Origin of the sequence: Saccharibacillus sp. JS10, from assembly GCF_024436065.1 — a bacterium.
GTDB lineage: Bacteria > Bacillota > Bacilli > Paenibacillales > Paenibacillaceae > Saccharibacillus.
The window spans coordinates 341,458-360,042 of record NZ_JANFNS010000001.1; the positions used below are offsets into that span (position 1 = coordinate 341,458).

Genomic DNA, 18,585 nt, shown 5'->3' on the forward strand with positions numbered 1-18,585 from the left:
AGACCGATAATAGCCAAACCATGAGAAGAAGTGCTCACGCTGGGTATTAATCGGTCTTGCCTGCTTCACCAGTAACAATCCGAATCGTATTCATTATGCTTTTATAAAGTCATATTAGTGTAAAGTATTATCTTTGTCAATCCTGTAGTATCGCTTTTTCTATTTAGCTTAGAACGTTCATATACTCAAAGGCAGTAATGCCATACACGCTTTTAAAATGTTTATTCAAATGCGTCAAATCTACGAATCCGCACTCTGCCACCGCCGTATACACATCTTTTTTCTGCTCGATCAGCTGCTTCGCGTATTCGATTTTACGATTTAAAAAATACTGATAAGGTGAGATGCCCGTCTGAGCTTTGAACATTCGAATAAACTGAAATTTGGACAGATTCAGCTCTTGGCTAATCTCATCAAGCTTAACGACTCCAGCCAGATCCGTATGCAGCATTTCTTTGGCAGCAGAAATTAAACGAGGATCTTGTAAGTGTGGAACTACAAGTTCCGCCCCTGTCAGATGATCCGCTAGCGACAGTAGTCTTTCTGTGCGCAACGCTTCGTCTCCGCCATGTACGGTCACCTGCGACAACTCCAAAATTTTTCTTTGAAGTGCCGAATCGTACACAACCGGCGACGAAAAATAAATCCAGTCTTTTTGCCCTGCCGCTTCGTTCAACATCTGCGGATCGATATAGAGCATCACATAATCCAGACCTTCTTTTCCGTTTGCCATGCCGTCATGTGCTTGTTCCGGGTTGAACATCATAACGCCGCCCGCATGCGACAGTTGCAAGCTCCCGTCCATCGTAAACCGCTGAATGCCGCGTAGAGTCACGCCGAATGAGTATTCTTGATGCGAATGTTTTTTGTACGTGAAATCTTGGATACTTGCCGATAAAGCGGTGATTCCCTCTACCTTTTTATATTGAAAACGTTCGGTCGGATTCATTTTCCTTCGCTCCTCTACACCCACATCATGACTGCCGCATACAGTAAAAATACAGTCATGACCAAATTCGCGATACGCTGATGCCGTTGCAAAAATCTTTTGAAAATTGTACCAAACATCACCCAGGTTGTATAGGCAAGGAATCCGATCAGCGTAACGCCCAAAACGCTTGTCAAAAGCGCGGAAGCTGCCGAATAATAAGGCATGATAAAAGTCGGAATGACTGTCATCGTGAACAAGATTACTTTAGGGTTGACGAATTGCGTAATAAATCCCGCTTTGAAAGTCCCCATCGTAGCTACGGATTCGACTTGGGACGATTTTTTCGGCTTGGATTTACGCGAAATCTGATACGCCAGATATAACATGTACAGACTGCCGACAATCTGCATCCCCAAAAGAATAGAAGGCAATACGGCGGCGATTAACCCATTGAGCGTAGCCGACGCCGTTAGCAGCAGTCCAAATGCTAGCGTCGCTCCATACGTATAACGAAGTGCGCGAGTCGTACCTTCTTGATGTGTAATAGAAAAGATCATCAACGTACTGGGTCCCGGCGTAAACGTCACGATAAAGCAGTAAAATAAAAAAGACAGCATATTCATTAGGCAAACGCTCCTTTAAATTTGGCGGTGTTTGTCTATGAATATAGCGGTCTTTATTGGATGGCTATAGTATATTATTGCGCAGCAAGCGGAAGCTCTCCGCCTTGAATCAGACCCACTTTCACAAACCCTTGATACAGCCCGTCCTCTTCAAGCGAAGTTGTTACGTAATCCGCCACTTTTTTCAACTCTTCACGGGCATTGCCCATGGCGATTCCAATATTGCAATACTCGAACATTTCGAGATCGTTCAGACCGTCTCCGATCGCAACGGTATCCGCAGCAGATCGACCCAAGTGTTGCAACACATCTGCGATCGCAACCGCTTTATGCACACCGGGTACGACTAACTCGCCGCTATTTTCCCCAAACATCGGAACCGTGCATTGGATAACGTCGAAAATGCCTGCAAACTCGGCTTTGATCTGTTCAAAAGGCAAGGTGCTCTCCAGAAAACAGATCTTGTTGACGTCTTCTTTGTATAGATCGACTTCACCAAACGTTAACGCTTCGAAAAAAGGATGCGGCGAATCTTCTAGTTGCTGCATCGCAACCGGATCATTCGCGATATCTCCGCGAATACGACGGATCAGATGATCACGTAAATGTTCACTCGCATACAATGCCGAATTCGATTCCAGATAAAAGTCGATCCTATGCCGGTTAAAAAAGTCGACCAAATGCCGCACCGATGATGGCGAAACTTGTTTGTGATACAGCATATCGCTACCGCATTCGACGTATCCGCCGCCCGCGCCGATCAATCCATCAAAACCGACTTCCCAGATCACGTCATAAATCTCAGGCTTGGAGCGTCCGGTGCATAAATAAAGCAAATGACCATTGGCGCGAGCTTCTTGGCAGGCGCGTACCGCAGATTCCGGTATACTTCCATCGTCTTTTACCAGCGTACCGTCAATATCGATAAAAACGATTTTGGACAAATCATGAGAATAAGTATTGTTCAACAGTAAAACCTCCCGGTTTTCAGTTCAGATCGTACAAGGTGAGTCTAGCTCACTTACTGAGCGTACAATCTGAAACGCGTTCCATGTCAACACTTGTCTCATCCTCTATATTGCCCAATATGTTATAACCATTTACCGAAATATTGCTGGATTTTCGCTTTCGAATATCGATCTTGCCCTTGCCACCCGCTCATCGATATAAAATCAGTATCGCCCGGCTTGCCTATACGCGGAAGTTCGGTTTCTTTTAAGATACCGGCATATCCCCATATTTCCATCAACCGATCACGTTCCGCTGGATTTGAAGACAGTACCGTTTTCCAACGTTTTTCTAATTTGCGAGCCCGTTCTTCGGGTGCACATTCTTCAATATTTTTAAGCATTTGTTTCAAAATCTCTACATCTTCCGAAGTGACTTCACCGATTTCTTCGCGCATAAATAAATCCAGATCCATCGAGATATACGTCAGCCAATTCAGTCGTACGCCGCCCCATTTGATCCGTTCAAAGTTCAGTACGTTCAGATCATGGTCGGTATAAGCATCATCAGACTGAATCCCGGCTTCATTGCATATAGCGCAAGCGCTGGTTTGACGAAGTTCAGTCGGGAGCGAATCATTGTAGGTATGGGCAATCAGATCTTGCGTCAAAGCAAAACTGCTCAAAGCGCTACGTAATTCGACTCGGCGTGTTGATAAACTATGTAAAAAAGCATCGCCCACTTGTTCAGCGGTTAACTCCGTATGTATACGCGTAATCTGTTCGATCAACTCATCGTGAGTCTTGTTAAGCGGATCGAACATGACCCCGTGCGATTTGGCATATTCGAAGTCTTCGCCGGCATAAGAAGGTCGGTTGCTTTTCCAACCTTGTGCCGACCAAAACGTAGAAGTTAGAATCTTTTTCGCTTTTTTATCCATTTCTTAATCTCCTTGCTTTCATACTTTTTTATTCTTAGAAAGATAATGCGGTAGCTAGCGCCAAAAAGACAACCCCAGCGATCAAAGGCAAGGTTTGCTGACGTAACTGATCACGATCGCTCAACACTTCGAACTGCGCCGGATCTTTCGGGTTGTAATGAACGTTAACGGAAGCGCCGCTATTTTGCAAACGCATCGAACTTCCGATTCGGGAGACATGCTCGACCGTACCTGACGGCGTATCGAAGCGAATAACTGGATGATAAAGAATCCCCGTACTGCCTCGCTGTATACCGGTGTCTGGAAATTCTTCGTAACGCAAAATCTGTCCGGTTACCGTATGTGGGCTTTTCAATAACTTTCGGCGACGAATGATCGAATACAGCCCGAACACGATAAATACGACGCCTAACGCCCAAAATAATCGTGCGTTGCCCCATCCTTCCATTGATAAAACCTCCTTTTTTGATTGAATGGATAGGAACTCGCGATACCTATTCATCTTCTAAGTTTCACCTAGTTCCAACCTTGCTAATCGAAAAAACGAAAAAAAGCGCCACAAACTTTACGTTTGAGCACGCTTTTCGTTACAAATATTCACTTGCGATGATATCTGTAAGGTACGGCGTAATGCCTGTTTCCATACCGAATATCGTATCCGCTTGCTCTGGATCGTAGACTTGCGTGCCGCGAGCCTTGGCATGGAGCGTATAAAGATCTCCAAGACTTGTACGTCGCGTATCGGCAAAGGCTCGACCCAGTAACTCCAAACCGCTCATATTATCGTGTGCCGTAATATTTAAGCCTCTATTTTTCACGGCCGAGTCCATCCAGACCATTTGGTTCTCCCGCAGATCGATTGCAAAAGGGACGGCTTGCTGCGCTTCAGCGGTCAGATCAAACTTCGACTCAACGGTACACGGATCATAAATTTCTCCGCTTTTTCCATTCGGACGCATCATAAATCCTGCAAAACATTCCGGTAACGACGCAAAGGTCTGCCCAGTAAAACACGCCACTTGAACCATCGCATACCTTGCTTTCGTTTGCTCAAGGACCGCCGGAATATTCAGATCGATAAATTCTGCCGCTCCTTTCGGAGCATCCGTAATATCGCCGCTATGCACGCCAAAGTCTTCTTTCAGGTTGTAAAAAGCTAACGTCTCGACATGTTTCCATTGTTTGTCTAAAAGAACAAGCGACAAATCGATATCTACGCGTTGCTGATGGGTAGAGTCGTTTTCGATATTTTTCCACCAGCAAAATAACCGAAGAATATCGCCTTCCGGCACGGCAATCCGGCTTCCGCGGGGCAACGGACGTAAAGCTGCGCTCGCTGACCGATTCGAAAAAGGAACAGGGATATCATTCAGCCTCGGATCGATATAGACCTTACCCAGCGATTCTCGCTCCGCAAAACGAGCAACCAGCTTTTGTTCGATTACCTGTACAAGCGAATGAATCATGCTTGGGGCAAGCTTCGGCAAATGATTATAGATCGCAACCACTTTGCCCAGATTCCCTTTTGGAAAAAACACCCGGTACTTTCGAGAGTCGTTCCGGTATTTGAAATGGGCGAGCAATTGCAAGAGGAGTGGAACAGCAACGTGATCCGCCACTTGCCGGAACTGAGCGATAATGTGTTCACTTTGACTAGGTTGCGAGCGTATCAATAGATCTAACCGCCGAGCCAATTCACCCGGTCTACATGCAAGTAAGTCGATGACTTCGGGAACTTGCCATTGGATGCCTTGTTCCACTTCGCTACGGAATGTGGAGATCGGTTTTTGACGACGAAGACGGGTAAAAGCTTCGAAAGCTTTTGGATAACGCACACGCATTTCGCCTGGATGCAAAATTTCCCCAAGTCTTTTCCATGTCTCGCGATACAGCACCATATCTTCGATAGAAGGTTTGCTTTGTTCCAGTAATGCGAGCAATAATCGACGTTCCGCACGTTTGAATTTACGGAACCGATATGGAGGAACCGGCTTATCTGCTGTCGACTCTGGCTCTACGGATATACGTTGCGTCCAATTATACGGATTTTCGCCGATATAAGCGGATACATTTGTCTTTTTTGCCCAAGCCAGGCTTGTATCTAAGCCGGATAATCCCGCAGCCAAGCGTAATACGTCTTTCGAGGTGACCAAATATTTTGAGAGTGTCGATAGATCGGCTAATCCTTCCTCCATTAGAATAGAAGCGACGAACGCCGCATTTTCTTTGTAAGGAATCGATTCCGGCAATACGGCCGCAAGCTCGGCAGTCGAGAAAAGACGCAAAGAATCGGCGATGTCCTGTTTGTCTTGCGCAGACAACGAAGTATTGGCGCTGATTAAATTTCGGATCATTGTCATGTAGTCTTGTTTGGAACTGGCTTCGATCTGCTTCAAAGCTTTTCGGATTCGCAATTGCGAACGGAGTCGAACAGGCGTTTCGGGCAAGATTCCAGTCACGTAATGAAGCAAGGCGCGCAAATACAACTCTGCATCGCTAGCTTCCATCACTTGAGTAGGGAAGTTCGGATACATAGGTTTGTAAGGTACATGGTCGCCTAGCATTTGTTTTAAAGTCTCCATTACGATCTCATGCCATTCGATTACGGTTTGAGTTTCCCATGTTTTCGCCGCTGTCAGTAAATCTGGCGAAAAGGTATAACCGAGTCTTTCCATATGTTTAAGTAACGCTGCAAGCAATCCGGGCGCTGCTACTTGATGCGTAACAGTCGAAACGGATGCAGGCACGATTAACTTTTGGGTTCTTCTTAAATAGATACGGTTGAAGGTTCGATGCGCTTGACGCACCTCTGTGTGTTGAAGCTCCATCGGAGTTCCTCCTTTGTGAATAAAAAGTAAAAGAAGCTGCAGGAGAGCCGGAACGCTGGGATCAATTAGAGGGATAAAAGGAAGCGTTCCGATAGCCTGCTGCTTCTTTGTGTCCTTATTATAGCGGTCAATCTAACCAATCAATAGGGCAAAAGTATGGCGACAACAAAAAAGAGCAAGCAAAATTTCTGCTCACTCTGCCAAAATCTCGATCCGATGTACCATTTTACTGCGTTTACCCAGCTTTAGCTTAACAGGTTGTCCTTCTGTGAAACTTTCCGGATTTTGATTCGCGGAAATCACCGAACTTTTATGTTTGCCGTTTTGAAGCTTTACCCATACTTGATTGCGATGACGGCTAACAACTTGCCCTTCTACCGCTATGAAGTCTTTTCGGCTAACATCCATAATCAAAATCAAAAAGATAATCAACGAAAAAATTCCGACTATACTGAACATGATAAATAATACGGAAACCTTCTCATTCCCTAAATGACTGATGACCTGGAATGCCGATAATACGAGTAACATAAAAGAAATAAGTAAAGACGATTTGATCTGCAATGAAGATGCCTCCTTTTGCGATATGTAGAGAATAAAAAAACCGCAGAGTTCATTTCTGCGGCTTTGCCATGATTCTATTTTACCTATTCTCCCAATCTTGTTCAAGAAACTCAGAGTTAATTACGACGCCAACCAACGATCCGCTAGATACCGCTGCTGCAATCTGATACATACGTGAAGCACTATCTCCCGTTCCGAACACACCTGAAATATTAGAACGACCCATTTCGTCAACTTGCATAGCGCCAAACTCGGTCATGGTGCAACCCATTTTTTGCGGAAGGTCGGAACCTGAAATGAGTTTGGGAGCAAAAAAGATAGAAGTACGCGGCACTTCGGTGCCGTCTTCTAACAAAATCGCATGTGTCTGACCGTCTTCCGACAAGATCTCACGAATCTTGGCATCGTAGATTGTAATCCCACGACTGCTTAACTGCTCGACTTCTTCATCTGGACGAGGACTGCCGTCGGTGAATACGATCAGATCGCTTGTCCATCCCGATAACGTTCGTGCCAAATGCAAAGCATGATCGCCTGCTATGATAGCGGTAGGTCGATCTTGCATCTCCCATCCATCGCAATACGGGCAGACAAAAGCGCTTTTCCCGTATACGTCTTGTAGCCCTTTTACCTCAAGCGGTGCATCTTTCATTCCTGTCGCAAAAATGATTTTGGCACCTTGATAAGTGGTTCCTGAACTTGCCTTGACCTCAAAATGACCATCCGTTCCTGTTACGTCCGTCACAGTCTCTTGTACAAAAGAAACCGATGGATAAGCTGAAATTTGCTCCCGAGCAATTTGACGAAACTCCGCTGGAGCAATGCCGTCCCGTGTCAAAAATCCATGCGATTCGTGAGTTACCCGGTTACGCGGTAAAGCTTCGTCGATCACAAGTACATGTCGTCTAGCCCGCCCTAATACAAGAGCAGCGCTCATTCCAGCAGGCCCTCCGCCAATAATGATTACGTCGACTTTATTTGATAACGAATCTGACATTCCGATCTCTCCTTTTTAATAACTATTATAGATACTTTATGTCTTTAATTAAAATAAAAGACTTTATGTATCTATAATAGACATATTCATTCTTGCTTGTCAATTCCAAAAAAAGAAAGCTCCTCTATCGATGTAGAGAAGCTTTGCATGTTCGATATTATTTTGTCGATTTCAAGCTTTCGGTAATGAAGTCCAACTGTCCTTCAAGCGATACCGGATCGTTGTACGTATCGGAAGTGGCATCCAATTGGAAGACATGCCCTGCTTTTACTGCGGGGAGATTTTTCCAGATGCTATTGCCGTAGATTTTTTGCGGATCGCTATCGTCGCCCGACCAGCGACTTGTGAAAATAATATCGCCTGCATATTCCGGTAATAGTTCAAGCGAGATCGAAGCAAATCCTGTACCGCTATCAATGACTTCCGCTTGTGCTTTTTCTGGTGCTTTCAAGCCGAATTCGCCATACAAAATCTCGCCGCCGCGTCCATAGTTATGACCGAATACATACAGACCTTTGTCATATGGATTCAAGATCGATACTGTGCGATCGCCTACGATTTCTTGCATTTGAGGTTTCAATTCAGCGATTTTCGCTTCCCATTTCTCGACCCAAGCTTTGGCTGCGTCTTCGCGGTTTGTTAATTTGCCCATTTCGATCATCAGATCTTTGTAATTATGCTTGCCATACTCCAATTGAACGACAGGCGCAATCGCAGACAATTGATCCAGCCCTTCTGTTCCTTTGTATGCAATGATCAAATCAGGTTTCAAGCTCAAAATCGGTTCGGCAGTTGGCAACTCGCCCAAATCTGTCGTGCCTTCCGCTGCCAATTGCTTTTCGATATATTTGTTATGGATTGCTCCAGTTAGAGCACCTACGACAGGCGCATCGAGAGCTACAAAATATCCCGTTGTAAAAGCAGTCAAATCCACGATCCGTTGCGGATTTTTGGGAACTTGAATATCGCCGACATCAGATGCGTAAGTAACCATTTCGCCTTCTGTTGCCGCGTTGTCTTCGGTAGCTGGTTGAGCAGCTGTTTCATCAGTCGTTGCCGTTGTCGAGCTAGGTGCTGCATCATTGCTTGTCGCTTGTCCACATGCACTCAGTACCAAGATTAGAACCAGTGCAAACATGAACAAGACTGTATTCGATTTTTTTAACAAAACAAACCCACCTTTTTTCTCTTTTGATATTGATAATCGTTATCAAATAAGGTATCACGTCATTTGTTATTTGACAAGCAAATTTTTAGATATGAATAAAAAGGTAAAGATTCTTCCTTGCATGATTACTTAATTTGGATCGATAAGCTATAACTTGCATAATCTTCATTTCCCCATACGCTCCAAATCTGAAGTGCGTAATAACCGCTTAAATTCGGTAAAGTCACCGTTTTTCCATCAACTCTTGTAGGGATTGCAGGAGCTTGAGGATTTTCCATACTAATTAAGTTGGCGGATAACTGGAAAGGCTCTTCTTCTTCAAACTTCAGACGAATCCCCCCTTTTTTCGGTAATTCGTGAACGTCTTCGTGAAGAACTTGCATCGTCGGTGGCTCAGAATCCGATTCGGTACCTTGCCACGAATAACTACCTAGTACAGGCGTAGACATTTCTTGACCATTCAAGCGTGTAGCGGTTAGACCAGGAGGTGTGTGGACAGACTGACAACTGGATAATATCAGCAAAAGTGAAAGTAAGATCGTCAGCATCATAATTTTCGATCGAGCAGAAACAGAGTTTAGATTCAAAATCACACTATCCTTTCTATACCTATTAAATCTATTTTATTCCATTTTTCAAAAAGGAGCTAGTGCAAAAAAGACCTTTCCTTATAGAAGGAAAAGTCTTTTGCCATTCGATTTTAAATACCGTCCATTAATAGGCTTTTTCTTGCTCGATTCCAAGATTTAGCTCAAGATTCATTTCCCTGCGTCCCAAAATTAATTCGATCTCAAGTAAGCGATCCGCTAGTCGAAGTGGAATACATTCGTACAATTGTCGCCACGTCATGAATTGTTCCGGTAACAATCGATATTCCGTATATTCCAAGGCAGGCTTGAATGCAAAAGAATGCAAGTAACGTTTCACTCGTGTATGGAGTGTGTCGCTGTCCTCTTCTGACGCTAACAAACAAGCGATTTCTCCATTCGCATAAAGCCCGTCAACACCTGCACGAGAACCGGCTGCTAAATAGAGATCCGGTAATAATTCAAATACCTCCGGCATCGGCGATAACGCATGTTTACCCGGTTGAGCGAACAATCGTACATGCGTGTTATCGCTGAGGTTGCTTCGATTTTTGAGCAGCCCTTTTAAAATACGTCCGTGGAAAGTCACTTCGCAATCCAGCACTTCCCCATTTGGCCCGACATAGACCCAGACCTGTTCCACTTGATAAATATGCCCAATTTCGTAATCCCACCATACCGCATATTCCAAAATAAATTCGGTCCGGCAATCACTTTCTTCGAACGATCGCGGAAAAGATGGAGAAGACTCGTCTGTTCTCAACACAGTAAACCCAACTAGATTGGGAAGAAAAGGTTCGCGCAAGTCGAACATTAAGTAAGGCGCGTAGCGTTCGCAAAGCGTGCGCTCTTGATCTTCAAGTAATCGGGATTGGTTCATCTTTTCAACTCCTTCACTTAACATTTCACTACATCTCTACCTAATATCCATTCTCGAATACGTATTCATTTTCCCTATACGCTTATTTTGAGGGAACAATGTTCGGTGAATGTTAAGCGAGATAGAAAGAAGCGTTAAGTTTGTTCAAAAAATGAGCCAATTACGGTGGGTTTGTTAACGAGTGCGAGTATCGAAAGAAGCGGCGTAAGTCACTTGATTCCCATTTTCCCATTTGGCTAATACAGCAAGAACATAAGGCTTCTTTTCCTCAGGAAGTACGACTATGCCTTCTCGAACGTTTAACCGTTGATTGGGACCTCCATCCGGTGACCAGATTTTCGCTCTAATCTTAGTCGGCTGCGTTTTTCCAAAATTAAGTTCAACTTGACCTGAAGACTCGGTTCGATAAATCGGCTTATCTTGAACCAGCGTTAAAGGATCACCCGAATCAGCTTTCGTATTGCCCCAATTATAGCTGCCCGTTACGAATTTAATTTTGGTGTCACCAGACGAGGCTCCAAGTTCTGGAGGTTGCTTTAAGGTAACCGTTTTATGTGAGCCGTTACTCGCTACCGCTGAAAGATTGGGCGGTTCATCGTTAGAGCAAGCTGTCGTCAATAGTATTGCGGAACTGACGCATACAATCAGACTGCCTATTTGAAGTGTTTTCTTGCTTTTATATCGATTCATCGTACATCTCTCCTTTTTTTCTAGACGATAAATTTTTGGGGAAGGTTGCTTATCTGCCTATAATTGTCTAACAAAAAACCTGACCGCTCGAAAGCGATCAGGTTTACATGTATGCTTCTACTGTTCTTCCAAAAGGTCTTTTGGGTTGATGATGGCTAGGCGTACATGGTCTTGCCAACGTCCATTGATATGCACTTGGCTTCGGCAAATGCCTTCGCGTTCAAATCCGGCTTTTTCCAATACGCGCAGCGAAGCTTGGTTATGCGGCATGACGCCCGCTTCGATTCGATGGAATGCCAATACTTCAAAAGCATAGCGAACGATAAATCGTACGGCTTCGGTCATATATCCTTTTCCATTGAAATCTTGATCCATTGCATAGCCAATAATTGCACTTTGCAAATTGCTTCGAAGGATATCCATTAAGGCTACGTTGCCAATCAATATGCCGGATTCCCGCTCGCGGATCATGAACATATAAAAGGTATCAGCATTCGCGGCTTCGACTGCTCGTTGGATACGTGCTTGCTGTTCTTTTTTTGTATAAAAAGTTTCTTCGCGAGTAGCCGCGAATTGGCGGAACAACTCTTTGTTTTTCACTTCAAGCGCCAGTAAATCTTCTAAATCTTGCTCGGTAACCAATTGAATCTGTAATCGTTCGGTACCGTCATGGTATAAGCCAAGTGCAGAAGTTTGATGTTCCGTATTGAGATTTGAGGGTTGAGAGTTCACTAAAGATCCTTCTCCTTTGGGCTCTATTTTGTCGATAGAAGGTCTGAACGTAGATCGATGTTCCAAAAACCAACGATATAACCCCTGATTGGCATAGACATGTTTCCAACAATCGTGACCGACCCCGGGATGTAGCGTGAGTTCGACTTCTGCTCCTTCTTCGCGAAGCGCTTCGGCAATTTTTTCCGACTCTGACGACCGAATAACTTGATCGTCTGTGCCGTGGAAAATCCATGCGGGTATGTGTTTGAGCTCTTGCGCGTGCCTCGGATCGCCTCCGCCGGATACGGGCGCAATCGCAGCGAACCGATGCGGATGATGAAGCGCCAAATGCCACACCCCATAAGCCCCCATACTGAACCCCGTTACATACACCCGATCGGTATCGATCCGAAATTGCTGCTCTAATTCATCCAAGATCGTTACGACTTCGTCTTCGCGTGTATTCCAAAAACTCCCGAGCGGGCATTGAGGAGCCACCACGATAAAAGGGAAGTCGTGCTGCTGCTCGATATAAGCCGGCAATCCTTCTTTTCGAATACTGTCCAGATCGGCTCCGCTTCCTCCTGCTCCATGTAGATAGACAATCAGCGGCAACTTTTTTGTATCGTTTTCGTTATAGGACAATGGAAGGTAAAGCAAATACTTCATATGTATCTTTTTGAGAATTTCTTTGTCGATTTGGAATTCTTGTCCGTTCATGATGTCTACCCTCCTTGAATGATGTCCTGTTGAAGTCTAATGGATCGCGCTGAGTACATCGATCAACATCTGCTTAAAGCGTGAACGATCAATGCCTTCGCAGACGCGCACATTAGGTTCAAAGCCGAGGCGTCCGTTAATATCCACGACGCTATAACCGCGAGTCCACTTACCCTGTGTCTCTACATCAACAAAATACGACTGGCTTTTTGTCATAATCGATTCGTCAGCGGCAACTGCCATAAGCAGCGTATCCGGATGGGTTGTCCCGTTTAGACGATGTACGGTTTTGTTAAACTGCATCACGACTTTGTTGACTGCGCCAAAAAAGGCTGCACCGGATGTGCCGAGAGCTGCAATCTCTGCATGATCGTCGTCGTCCATCAGCGAAAAGTCGATACACATATCCCAGCCGACCATCGTCGTTGGAATACCGGAATTCAGTACCAGACTTGCGGCTTCGGGATCGGTATAAAAGTTATATTCGGCAGCAGGCGTAATATTTCCAAGTGAGTTATTTGTACCGCCCATCACATATAAGTGTGCGATTTTCGGCACGATCGTTGGATCTTTTTGAATCGCCATTGCGATATTCGTGAGTGGCGCAATCGCAAGCAGCGTGATTTCCCCAGAATAACGATGTACGGTATCAATCAAGAAATCAACGGCATGACCTTCAGCGGGACGCTGCTCGGCAAGAGGAAAATTCGCACCGCCCATCCCATCACTGCCATGTACATCTTCAACGGTTAGATGCGAAGGAGAATTCCAAGGCATCAACAACGGTCGTTCACAGCCTTTAAAAACAGGAATTTTCCCGTCTGCGCCACCTTGACCTGCTACTTGAATCGTATAAAGTGCATTTTCGACTTCTTGGTCAAATTGTACGTTGCCGCCTGTCATCATAATGCCCATCACTTCAAAATGATGTAACGCGGTCAAAATCGCAATCGTATCATCTCCCGCGGTATCGGTATCAATGATGACTTTGCGGCGTTCTTTTGGATCTGACTTCGGTTGATATAGAGTCATGAGTTATTCAGCCTTTCTTTCTGCAAATTGGTTGTTTGGTGTACCTGGATACATTAAGCATACGTCTGCGACCTTTTTCGTTCAATCTTTTTCGACGATTCCTTTGGTTTTTACCCATAAACGCGATAAATTCGGGAATCCGAGTGCGTCCATACGCAGTCCGTATAAGTTTCGATTGAAATACCCTCTGTGATTGAGATGAGTGCCGTACAATAACCAATTTTCGCGTTCCAGCAAAGCTTGCGCTTGTTCAAAAACCTCAGCCCGCCCTTCTTTTTCTTTGCCCATAAAACCGTCAAATAGCGAATGAAGTAACGTGAGTTGTTCCTCGTTTAATTTACGGTTCAGGTACGAACCTTTGTTTAAAAAGAAATTAAGTAACTCCAGTTCCCAATCGTCTTCCAACATTTCGGTTGCCCATGATAACTCACCGGGATCCGCTTCGGTTCGACCTAACGATACATCGTGAGGGCTGGCTTCAAGAACAAGACCGATCTTTTTAGCACGCTGACATAACCATTCGACTTCGCTTCGTTCTTGCTTACGATCCATGAGCACGATTTTGAGTGTCTGACCTGCATATCCGCTTAGCGCCAGTAACTTCGCCGCTTCGGCTAACGACCCTTGCTGAATGAAACTTCGCTGACTTCGCTCAGGTAAAAATCCGTTCGCCGGAGATAACAGATTGCCGCCCAGGTCTTCAATAATTTGGGTACGATCGTATAAAAGGCGAATGGCTTCGCGAAACCGCGGATGATGATGCGGTCCCGGCGTTTTGAAATTAAAAATCAGATAGCGACATCCCATCCCCGCTTGGTTAAGTTGACGGCTTTGCTCCAAATCTTCTTCTTCCGATAATTGATACGTCCGGCTTTCTTGCTGAATTCCCGGTAAAAACCACACGTCTACACGATCAATCAGCGGGCGATAACCGAAATAACCGTCAAAAGCACTCAGTGACAATTTACGGGGTTGAAGTTCGGTTAAACGAAAAGGTCCACTTCCGATCGGCAACCCTTCTTTTTCTTCAGTAGGCAAAATCGCTAAATACAAACACCCTACGATATGCAAAAAGAAAGCGTTCGTACGTGCTAAATCAAAAACAACGGTGTAATCGTCAGGCGTATGAACTTCTTCAATATCGACAAATAACGTGAGCGCCGGCGACTTTTTGCGACGGAGTCGTTCGAACGTTGCTTTCACATCTCGCGAGGTTAACAACCGCCCGTCGTGGAAACGTACCCCTTTGCGCAGATAAAAAATCCACCGTGTCTGATCATCGTTGCTTTCCCAGCGATGTGCAAGTTTAGGTGAAAATTTTTCGGTTGCTGTATCGTAATCGACCAAGGTATCGAAAAGTTGCCCTAAAATATATAGCTCAAATACGGTATAGGCGAACGCTGGATCTAGATTTTCCAGATGCTGTGCACGAATGATCTGTAATACATCGCTACCCGAGGATTGCTGCTCATTTTTTAGACCGAGATGAAGATGAAATCTAGACCATAATTCTTCTTTGAGCGACTCGTTCACTTCAATATGAGAAATAACGTCTAAAGCTTCACTGACCCGACCATTTTGCAGCAATTCATCGATCTTGATGGTCAAAATTTCAAAAGCTTTTTGATTAAAACAAAGACGGGACGTATTTCCTCTTCCTCTGCCCGCTTTCCACTCGATCCAACCTTTGTCTTCAAGTTTGCGGAGCACAAATTTGACGTTCCGTGGTGTACAGCACAACAGATTTGCAAGGTGATCGACGGTAACAGGGATATCGACGTGTTTCTCATGAAGCGTATGTAAATGATTATAGATTCTCATATATTGCAAGATGCTGTTGTCCATAATGCTGTCTCCCTTCTCATGATCAATTCAAAAAAACCTTATCTATATAGAATCCTATAAAAGGTGAAAAAAGCAAATGCTTTCTTACTCTTTTTCTTCTCCTTTTCGCTCGTTACAATGAATACAGTTGAACAGAAGGAGCGGAAAGCCTATGTTTCCAAAAGCGTTAAGTACGATTCACCCTTTAGCTTGGACGATTATTATCGGTACCATGTTCGGACGTGTGGTTACCTCGATGAGTATTCCTTTTCTTGCCATCTATCTGACTTCTACGATGGGCGTGTCGGCAACGCAAACCGGATTTATCGTAGCGGCAAGCTCGCTCGCGGGCGTATCGATTAGTTTCTACGGCGGTTATATTTCGGATCGGATCGGTCGAAAAAAAGTCATGCTTGTCTCTGTGTTTTGCTGGGCGATTGTCTTTTTCGGCTTTGCCGCATCGACCGTGGTCTGGATGTTTTTTATCGTCAATATATTGAACGGTCTGTGTCGCTCTGTGTTCGAACCGGCTTCTCGGGCTTTACTGTCCGATACAACGCCGCCTGAACACAAACTGCTGGTATTCAATTTACGCTATGCCGCTATTAATATCGGGGTTGTGTTCGGCCCGATTCTTGGGCTTCGATTGGGTTCGGCAGAATCGACGTTTCCGTTCTTTATCGCAGGGATTGTTTACGTTTTGTACGGAGTGGTGCTTATCTTGCAATTTGCTGCCCATAGCGAAGGTTTGCCGGCTCCGAGTGCGGCGACGCCGCCCAAAATTCGTGAAGCTTTTGCGGTGACGAGCCGAGATCGTATTTTTCTTCCGATTTTGATCGGGACAACGTTTTGCGTATTGGGGTATGGGCATTTTAGCTCCACGCTGGCGCAGTATGTATCGCTCGCGCCGGAAATCGATAACGGAAAGCAGTTGTTTTCGTATATGCTGGCGATGAACGCGGCGGTCGTGCTTCTTGTACAGTATCCGGTCGTCAAATTTGCAAGTACGTTCCGTCCGGTAGTGCCTTTGATACTGGGGAATATCTTTGTTGCTCTTTCTCTGCTTATGTTCGGAATGGGTCATAGTCTTTTCTTGTTGTTATCGAGCGTATTCGTCTTCACCGTCGGGGAAGTGCTTACGTTTACGATGATCGATGTGCTGATTGACCGGATCGCGAAGCCGGAATGGAAAGGGACTTACTTCGGAACGATCGGCTTCAACAATTTAGGCAACGTCATGGCTCCGGTGATCGGAGGGCTGCTGATTGACCGATTTGCTTCCCATAGCGGATTTGCGATCTTTGCGCCTTTGGCATTATTGACTGCGGTCGGGTTGCCTTTTCTATGGGCGGCTCATCGCCGCTTAACGGTCAAAGAAGCGATAGAATCCAAATCCGAAGGTTCAGAGCCGAAAATCGGAGTCGTTTAACAGAAAGTTCAACTGCGCAAATGCTTTCGAGCATTGCGCAGTTTTTTGTTGATTAAGCTTTTGTCGGGACTCTTTTCGTTTTATCACAGTCTCAGACGTTTACAGTTTAGAGAGTAAGCAATATCGAAAAAGACGATTGTGCATCTAAGTTTGGAGATTTCGACCCAGACCTTAAAAAGGCGCACCTGACGTTGAAGGAGGAATTTATGTCATCAACATCAACTACGCAAGAACAGTACATTCGGCAGTTGACCGAAGAAGCAATGCTTCTCATGCAGAAAAATCAAGCGACTGAATTTGAACATTTTGTTCAAGATATCCACCCTTATGATCTGGTACAGATTTATCATGAACTGTTGCCGCCTGATCAGATTTTGCTTTTGCAAAAGTTGCCTATCGAACAACTCGCTGATTTAACGGAGTCCACGAGTAATTCGGAACAAGTCGAGATTTTCGGTATTTTAGGGCCTGAACGTTCGATTGATGTCATGCAGCGTATGGACGAAGGCGATTTGGCTCGCTTTTTGAATGTATTGCCGCCGAACGAGCGCGAAGAATTATTATCCAATATGCACGTGAGCAGTTCCGCTTCGCTACGAAGATTGCTCAGTTACCCGGCAGAGAGTGTCGGCAGATTGATGTCGGAGCGGTTTATTTCGATTGCTGCTGACGATACGCCCAAAAAAGCGACTGAGCATATTCGGCGTGTCGCTTCGTTGTCCGATACGATCAGTTATTTATATGTGGTGGACGAGAATAATCGATTAGTAGGCGTAGTGTCGTATCATGATCTGTTTTTCGCCGATGAAGAAGCGAAAGTCGAAGATTTGATGCGTAAACGCGTAGTGACGGTTCCTGTGACGATGGATCAAGAAGAAGCTGCGCGTCTGATCCAAGATTACGATTTCTTGGCACTTCCTGTCGTGAATGAAGATCAACAATTATGCGGGGTTATCACGGTTGATGATATTTTGGATATTGTCGTATCGGAAGCCGATGAAGATGTCGCAAAAATGGGCGGCGGCGGCAAAGACATTGATTTTGATACGAAAGCTTTTGTCGCTGTACGCCGAAGATTACCGTGGTTGATCTTACTTCTTTTTATTGGGCTGGTATCGGGCAGTATCGTCGATTACTTCGAAGATACGCTGAAGCAGATTGTCGCGCTTGCTTTCTTCATGCCGATGATTGCAGGAATGACCGGTAATACCGGTACGCAATCGCTTGCGGTCGTCGTACGCGGTCTGAATGGACGTAAGTTAAACGCGCAGACGGTCTGGAAATTAATTCGGCGCGAATTGGTGGTTGGCGTCTCGATCGGGATTTGTTGCGGGATCATTATTACGCTTATTGCGTATTTCTGGCAAGGCAGCTTGGTGCTCGGCGGAATTATCGGATTCTCGCTATTGGCGACGCTTATTATCGGGACACTTACCGGGACGTGTATTCCGCTGATTTTGAGTCGGTTCAAAGTTGACCCTGCGGTAGCTTCGGGTCCGCTGATTACGACACTGAACGATATTTTGTCGTTGTTTATTTATTTTGGGATTGCTTCGAGGTTTTTGAATATGTTATGAGGGGAAGCGAAAAGGCTGCGAGGTAAATTTGTATCAGTCGCTTGTTGCAATTGGGAAAACTTGATTGGAATTTTTTATAGGAATTTTCCCAATTGCAAAGGCGAACGCTAACGCTCTTTTACTAAATTCACCT

General features: G+C 45.0%; 17 protein-coding genes. 2 read left to right on the plus strand and 15 right to left on the minus strand.

The features are described 5' to 3' along the window. Nucleotides 1-163: 163 nt before the first annotated feature. The 15 genes from NOM90_RS01565 to NOM90_RS01635 form a co-directional block, all read right to left on the minus strand. Entirely contained in the window at nt 164-949 is a 786-nt protein-coding gene (locus NOM90_RS01565; RefSeq protein WP_255939476.1) for an AraC family transcriptional regulator, read from the minus strand. 14 nt (nt 950-963) lie between these two features. After that, on the minus strand, nt 964-1,554 hold the full coding sequence (locus tag NOM90_RS01570) for a LysE family translocator (RefSeq protein ID WP_255939478.1): 591 nt from the start codon (nt 1,552-1,554) through the stop codon (nt 964-966). Nucleotides 1,555-1,628: 74 nt separating this feature from the next. Further along, complete coding sequence (locus NOM90_RS01575; RefSeq protein WP_255939480.1) at nt 1,629-2,522, minus strand: Cof-type HAD-IIB family hydrolase; 894 nt, start codon at nt 2,520-2,522, stop codon at nt 1,629-1,631. 122 nt (nt 2,523-2,644) lie between these two features. Next, the gene (locus tag NOM90_RS01580) at nt 2,645-3,442 is read right to left on the minus strand and encodes a hypothetical protein (RefSeq protein ID WP_255939482.1); all 798 of its coding nucleotides are present in this window, start codon (nt 3,440-3,442) and stop codon (nt 2,645-2,647) included. 34 nt (nt 3,443-3,476) lie between these two features. Further along, the gene (locus NOM90_RS01585) at nt 3,477-3,890 is read right to left on the minus strand and encodes a DUF3592 domain-containing protein (RefSeq protein ID WP_255939483.1); all 414 of its coding nucleotides are present in this window, start codon (nt 3,888-3,890) and stop codon (nt 3,477-3,479) included. Between the two features lie 139 nt (nt 3,891-4,029). Further along, nucleotides 4,030-6,270: a TerD family protein gene (locus NOM90_RS01590; RefSeq protein ID WP_255939484.1), complete on the minus strand. Its 2,241-nt coding sequence runs from the start codon at nt 6,268-6,270 to the stop codon at nt 4,030-4,032. Nucleotides 6,271-6,462: 192 nt separating this feature from the next. Continuing rightward, entirely contained in the window at nt 6,463-6,834 is a 372-nt protein-coding gene (locus NOM90_RS01595) for a hypothetical protein (protein ID WP_255939485.1), read from the minus strand. 79 nt (nt 6,835-6,913) lie between these two features. Then, nucleotides 6,914-7,831 carry an NAD(P)/FAD-dependent oxidoreductase gene (locus NOM90_RS01600; protein WP_255939486.1) on the minus strand — a complete coding sequence of 306 codons (918 nt, stop codon included), beginning with the start codon at nt 7,829-7,831 and terminating at the stop codon, nt 6,914-6,916. Nucleotides 7,832-7,988: 157 nt separating this feature from the next. Further along, nucleotides 7,989-8,999: an ABC transporter substrate-binding protein gene (locus NOM90_RS01605; RefSeq protein ID WP_255939487.1), complete on the minus strand. Its 1,011-nt coding sequence runs from the start codon at nt 8,997-8,999 to the stop codon at nt 7,989-7,991. A 125-nt stretch (nt 9,000-9,124) separates the two neighbouring features. Continuing rightward, a complete protein-coding gene (locus tag NOM90_RS01610; RefSeq protein WP_255939489.1) occupies nt 9,125-9,586 on the minus strand; it encodes a hypothetical protein in 462 nt (153 codons plus the stop codon). A gap of 127 nt (nt 9,587-9,713) precedes the next feature. Continuing rightward, nucleotides 9,714-10,466, minus strand: a complete 753-nt coding sequence (locus NOM90_RS01615) for a hypothetical protein (RefSeq protein WP_255939491.1) — start codon at nt 10,464-10,466, stop codon at nt 9,714-9,716. A 174-nt stretch (nt 10,467-10,640) separates the two neighbouring features. Then, a complete protein-coding gene (locus NOM90_RS01620; protein WP_255939492.1) occupies nt 10,641-11,156 on the minus strand; it encodes a hypothetical protein in 516 nt (171 codons plus the stop codon). 117 nt (nt 11,157-11,273) lie between these two features. After that, nucleotides 11,274-12,590 (minus strand): GNAT family N-acetyltransferase, encoded by a 1,317-nt coding sequence (locus NOM90_RS01625; protein WP_255939494.1) that lies wholly within the window; start codon nt 12,588-12,590, stop codon nt 11,274-11,276. A gap of 36 nt (nt 12,591-12,626) precedes the next feature. Beyond that, nucleotides 12,627-13,622, minus strand: a complete 996-nt coding sequence (locus tag NOM90_RS01630; RefSeq protein WP_255939496.1) for a nucleoside hydrolase — start codon at nt 13,620-13,622, stop codon at nt 12,627-12,629. An 81-nt stretch (nt 13,623-13,703) separates the two neighbouring features. Continuing rightward, a complete protein-coding gene (locus NOM90_RS01635) occupies nt 13,704-15,467 on the minus strand; it encodes an ABC transporter substrate-binding protein (RefSeq protein ID WP_255939499.1) in 1,764 nt (587 codons plus the stop codon). 151 nt (nt 15,468-15,618) lie between these two features. On the opposite strand from NOM90_RS01635, the gene NOM90_RS01640 reads away from it, so the two are divergent. Continuing rightward, nucleotides 15,619-16,875, plus strand: coding sequence for an MDR family MFS transporter (locus NOM90_RS01640; protein WP_255939502.1), 1,257 nt, complete (start codon nt 15,619-15,621; stop codon nt 16,873-16,875). A gap of 206 nt (nt 16,876-17,081) precedes the next feature. Next, a complete protein-coding gene (gene mgtE, locus NOM90_RS01645; protein WP_255939504.1) occupies nt 17,082-18,452 on the plus strand; it encodes a magnesium transporter in 1,371 nt (456 codons plus the stop codon). Nucleotides 18,453-18,585 lie beyond the last annotated feature (133 nt).